Source organism: Mesorhizobium sp. M7A.F.Ca.ET.027.03.2.1, assembly GCF_003999175.1.
Taxonomy (GTDB): Bacteria; Pseudomonadota; Alphaproteobacteria; order Rhizobiales; family Rhizobiaceae; genus Mesorhizobium.
Map to the genome: position 1 here is coordinate 1 of NZ_RZOM01000477.1, position 4,516 is coordinate 4,516.

A 4,516-nucleotide genomic window follows, 5' to 3' on the forward strand; every position below is an offset into this window, starting at 1 on the left:
CCTCCGACCCGCTGCTGCCGGGCGATACGGTCTACGTCCGCGAACGTCTGTTCTGACAGATACCAAGTGGCGGACAGGCTCAGGATCGTCCATTGCTTTCGCTCACCCGTCGGAGGAATTTTCCGGCATGTGCGCGACCTGGCCGAGGCGCAGGTCGCCGCCGGGCATTCGGTCGGCATCGTCTGCGATTCGACGACGGGCGGCGCGTTCGAGGAACATTTGTTCGAGCAGATGAAGGGCATGCTGGCGCTCGGCATTCATCGCACGCCGATGCAGCGCCATGTCGGTCCCGGCGACCTTGCCTCGGCTTGGCGCACATACAGGATCATCAAGGAATTGCGGCCGGACGTACTGCATGGGCACGGCGCCAAGGGTGGCGCCTATGCCCGTCTGTTCGGCTCATTGTTGCGGGTATCAAGGTCTCGCGTAGCCCGCCTTTATTCGCCGCATGGCGGCTCGCTCCACTATGACGAGAGCACGGTCATCGGAAAGCTGTTCTTCGCGCTCGAGCGATTCATGGCTCGCTTCACCGACTATCTGCTGTTTGTCTCGGACTATGAGCGGCGGACCTATCGCCACAAGGTTGGCGAGCCTCCCATTCCCAACACCCTCGTCTATAACGGCCTGCGCGCCACTGAATTCGAGCCGGTGATCACCGAGCCCGACGCAGCCGACCTGCTTTATATCGGCATGATGCGCGACCTGAAGGGACCGGATATCTTCATCGACGCATTGGCCCTTGCCGGCCCACGGTTCGGCCGCGCGCTGACCGCGGTGATGGTCGGCGACGGCGACGACCTTCTGCGTTACCACGGGCAAGTGAAAAGCCTCGGGCTCGAGCGCCATGTCCGCTTTCTGCCGCCGATGCCGGCCAGGGAGGCCTTTGCCCTTGCCGCGCTTATCATCGTTCCCTCGCGCGCCGAAGCCATGCCCTATATCGTCCTGGAAACGCTTGCCGCGGGAAAGCCGATGATCGCAACCGCGGTCGGCGGCATCCCGGAGATATTCGACACCGGTTCCCCTGCCCTGATCCGACCTGACCCGATCGAGCTCGCCGACAGGATGAGCCAGGCGCTGGCCGACCCGGTTGCCTATCGCGACCTGATGCCCGATAGCGCCAACCTCAAGGCACGCTTCGGCGCCGATGTGATGGCCGCCGACATCGAGAAGGCCTATTTCGCAGCGCTCGACAGGTAGGCACAGGGCCAAGCCGTTCCAAAGCCATACGTTGTTTCAAGGGTTTCTTAGCTCTCTTTTGCTATGACCGTGGGGAAGTTTGCGGAAAGCCCTCATGAACGAGATCGACCCCGCGCGCCGCTTTTCAGCAGAGGCGGTGCGTAAATTCGACGGCCCGGCCGATGGCGACACGCCAAGCGGCATGAACGATGTCGCCCGCCAGGTCGCCTCGCAGTATCGGCGCGATACGATGTCACCGATCATGGTCAGCGGTGTCCTGCGCATGGTCGAATTCGGCTTGCTGTTCCTGTCCGGGCTCGCCGTCTATTTCCACTATGTCGGTTTCTTCAATTATCTCGCCTGGCAATATCCGGTGACGATCGCAGCCGGCTCGTTCCTTGCCGTGGTGCTGCTCGACGTCACCGACTGCTACCAGATCGTCGCCCTGATGCGGCCCATCGCCAATTTCGGCCGCGTGCTGCTGGTCTGGGCCGGCACATTCGCCCTGATGGCGCTGACGGCATTCGTCATGAAGATGTCGCAGGACTATTCGCGCCTATTGTTCGGCAGTTGGTTCGTCATCGGCTTCGTTCTCATCTTCGGCCTCAGGCTGGTGATGTCGAAGCTGATCCGGGCCTGGGCGCGCGATGGCCGCATGGAGCGGCGCGCCGTCATCGTCGGCGGCGGCAAGGCGGCGGAAATCCTGATCCGCTCGGTCGAAAAGCAGCCCTACAACGATATCCGCATCTGCGGCATCTTCGACGATCGCGGCGACAAGCGCTCGCCGCCCATCGTCGCCGGCTACCCCAAGCTCGGCACCATTTCGGAACTGATCGAGTTCGCCCGCATCGCCCGCATCGACATGCTGATCGTATCGCTGCCGCTGACCGCCGAATCGCGCGTTCTGCAGCTGCTGAAGAAGCTGTGGGTGCTGCCGGTCGACATCCGGCTATCGGCACATTCCAACGCGCTGCAATTTCGCCCGCGCGCCTATTCCTACATCGGCGCGGTGCCGATGCTCGACATCTTCGACAAGCCGATCAACGACTGGGATTCGGTCGCCAAACGCGCCTTCGACATCGTCTTCAGCCTGATCGGCATCGTCGTGTTCTCGCCAGTCATGCTGGCGACCGCTATCGCCATCAAGCTCGACAGCAAGGGTCCGGTGCTGTTCCATCAGAAGCGGCACGGCTTCAACAACGAGATCATCGAGGTCTACAAGTTCCGCTCGATGTATACGGACAAGGCCGACCCGACCGCCAAGCAGACGGTGACCAAGAACGATCCTCGCGTCACCCGCGTCGGCCGCTTCATCCGCAAGACCTCGATAGACGAGCTGCCGCAGTTCTTCAACTCGCTGCTCGGTTCGCTGTCGCTGGTCGGCCCGCGTCCGCATGCCATCGCCGCGCAGTCGCACAACCTGCTCTACAACGAGGTGGTCGACGGCTATTTCGCCCGCCACAAGGTCAAGCCCGGCGTCACCGGCTGGGCGCAGATCAATGGCTGGCGCGGCGAGATGGACACCAACGAGAAGATCCGCATGCGCACGGAGTATGATCTCTACTACATCGAGAACTGGTCGCTGCTGTTCGATTTGCGGATCCTGTTCCTGACGCCGCTCCGGCTGCTCAATACGGAAAACGCCTATTGAGTGCGATCAGCCATGATCTGCCGCGCGCGGCGGTCAACGCCAAGCTGGTCGCGCTGATTTCGTCGGGCGCGGTCTTCCTCGGCATTCTGCTGTCGGGCTTCGTCATCAGCGAGCCGGCGCCCTATGAGCTCTACATGGCCGGCCTGATCGCCATCTGGGCGCTTTTCGGCCTGAGGATTTCCCGCGCGGCCACGCCGCTGCTGGTGCTACTGGTGATGATGAACATCGGCGGCATGATCTCCATGACGCAGATGGCGGACCTCGCCAACACGCCGCTCTATCTCGCCGTGTCGCTGTTTCTCGCCTTCAGCGCGGTGTTCTTCGCATCGATCACCGCCGTACAACCGAGCCTATACCGGCTGATCTTCATTGCCTATGTGGTCTCGGCCGTGGCCACCTCGCTGCTTGGCATTGCAGGCTATTTCCATGCCTTTCCGGGCGCGGAGATGTTCACCAAATACGATCGCGCCGCCGGCGCCTTCCAGGACCCGAACGTGTTCGGCCCGTTCCTGGTGCTGCCCGGCATCTATCTACTCTATCTGCTTTTGACCGGACCGGCGACACGCATGCCGCTGCTGGCGGTGCCGCTGCTGATCATCACCGCCGGCATCTTCTTCTCCTTCTCGCGCGGCGCCTGGGGCATGTTCACCGTCTCGGCCGTCCTGCTCACCGGCTGCCTGTTCCTGCAGAGCGCCAGCGGCAAGTTCCGGCTGCGTGTGGTGGTGATGACGATTGCAGCACTGGCGCTGCTGGTCATCGCCATCATCGTCATCCTGCAGCTGCCCGGCGTGTCGGAGATGTTCTCCAACCGTGCCCAGCTCGAACAGAGCTACGACACCGCCCGCCTCGGCCGCTTCGCCCGCTACGGGATCGGCTTCCAGATGGCGATGGAGCATCCGTTCGGCATCGGCCCGCTGGTCTTCGGCACGATCTTCGGCGAAGACACCCACGACATCTGGCTGAAGATGCTGATGGATTATGGCTGGCTCGGCTTCGTGTCGTTCCTGGCGCTCGTCTTATGGACGATAGCAGCCGGCTTCCGCATCCTGCTGCGCGACCGGCCGTGGCAGCCCTATCTCCTGTGTGCCTATGTCGCCTTCATCGGCAATATCGGGCTCGGCACCTTCATCGACATCGACCACTGGCGCCATGTCTACCTGCTGCTCGGCCTGATCTGGGGCGCCATCGCGCTGGAATACAGGCACCAACGGCTGTTGCGGCCTGCCTTGCAGGGCTCGCCGGCACCGGCAATCGCAGCGGTATAAAAGTCGCGGAATTCGGTTGACCCGCACGGGGTTATCACGATACATCGCGACCGGTCCGGAGTGTAGCGCAGCCCGGTAGCGCACTTGACTGGGGGGCGGTGGCTCTCAGCCGGCTTTTCACAAATCTTTCAAACGCTTGTCATACCCTTCGACAGCTCCCGTGGGACTTTCCGTGGGACTTGCGGCCTCCAGGGCGTTCAGCACGTCATCCATCATCGCGTGGGCGTATTTCGTCGTCGTCTTGATGTCCTCGTGGCCGAGCAGCTGCTGCACCACCTTCAGATTGCTCTTGCGCAGCACCCGCGTTGCGGCGGTGTGGCGTATGTCGTGAAAATGGAAGTTCTTCACGCCAGCTCTCGGCACGGCGCGCCGCATGGCGATCTTCAGCCCGGCTTCCGTCAGCGGATAACGGCTGCCCTTGACC

4 protein-coding genes are annotated in these 4,516 nt (G+C 62.5%); 3 read left to right on the top strand and 1 reads right to left on the bottom strand.

Annotation, left to right across the window (positions count from 1 at the left end):
• Positions 1–66: 66 nt before the first annotated feature.
• The 3 genes from EN750_RS20110 (at position 67) to EN750_RS20120 (ending at position 4,092) form a co-directional block, all read left to right on the top strand.
• On the top strand, positions 67–1,197 hold the full coding sequence (locus EN750_RS20110; RefSeq protein ID WP_127397443.1) for a glycosyltransferase family 4 protein: 1,131 nt from the start codon (positions 67–69) through the stop codon (positions 1,195–1,197).
• 94 nt (positions 1,198–1,291) lie between these two features.
• Positions 1,292–2,827: an undecaprenyl-phosphate glucose phosphotransferase gene (locus tag EN750_RS20115; RefSeq protein ID WP_127267065.1), complete on the top strand. Its 1,536-nt coding sequence runs from the start codon at positions 1,292–1,294 to the stop codon at positions 2,825–2,827.
• Positions 2,824–4,092 (top strand): O-antigen ligase family protein, encoded by a 1,269-nt coding sequence (locus tag EN750_RS20120; protein ID WP_127397444.1) that lies wholly within the window; start codon positions 2,824–2,826, stop codon positions 4,090–4,092. Before EN750_RS20115 ends, EN750_RS20120 begins: the two co-directional genes overlap by 4 nt.
• 117 nt (positions 4,093–4,209) lie before the next feature.
• Here the strand turns inward: EN750_RS20120 and EN750_RS20125 are convergent.
• On the bottom strand, positions 4,210–4,516 hold a 307-nt coding region (locus tag EN750_RS20125), incomplete at its 5' end, for a tyrosine-type recombinase/integrase (protein ID WP_145967790.1).

Bases quoted from the DNA above. Each gene is read 5' to 3' on its own strand.
- EN750_RS20115 (WP_127267065.1), top strand. From the start codon at position 1,292: ATGAACGAGATCGACCCCGCGCGCCGCTTTTCAGCAGAGGCGGTGCGT.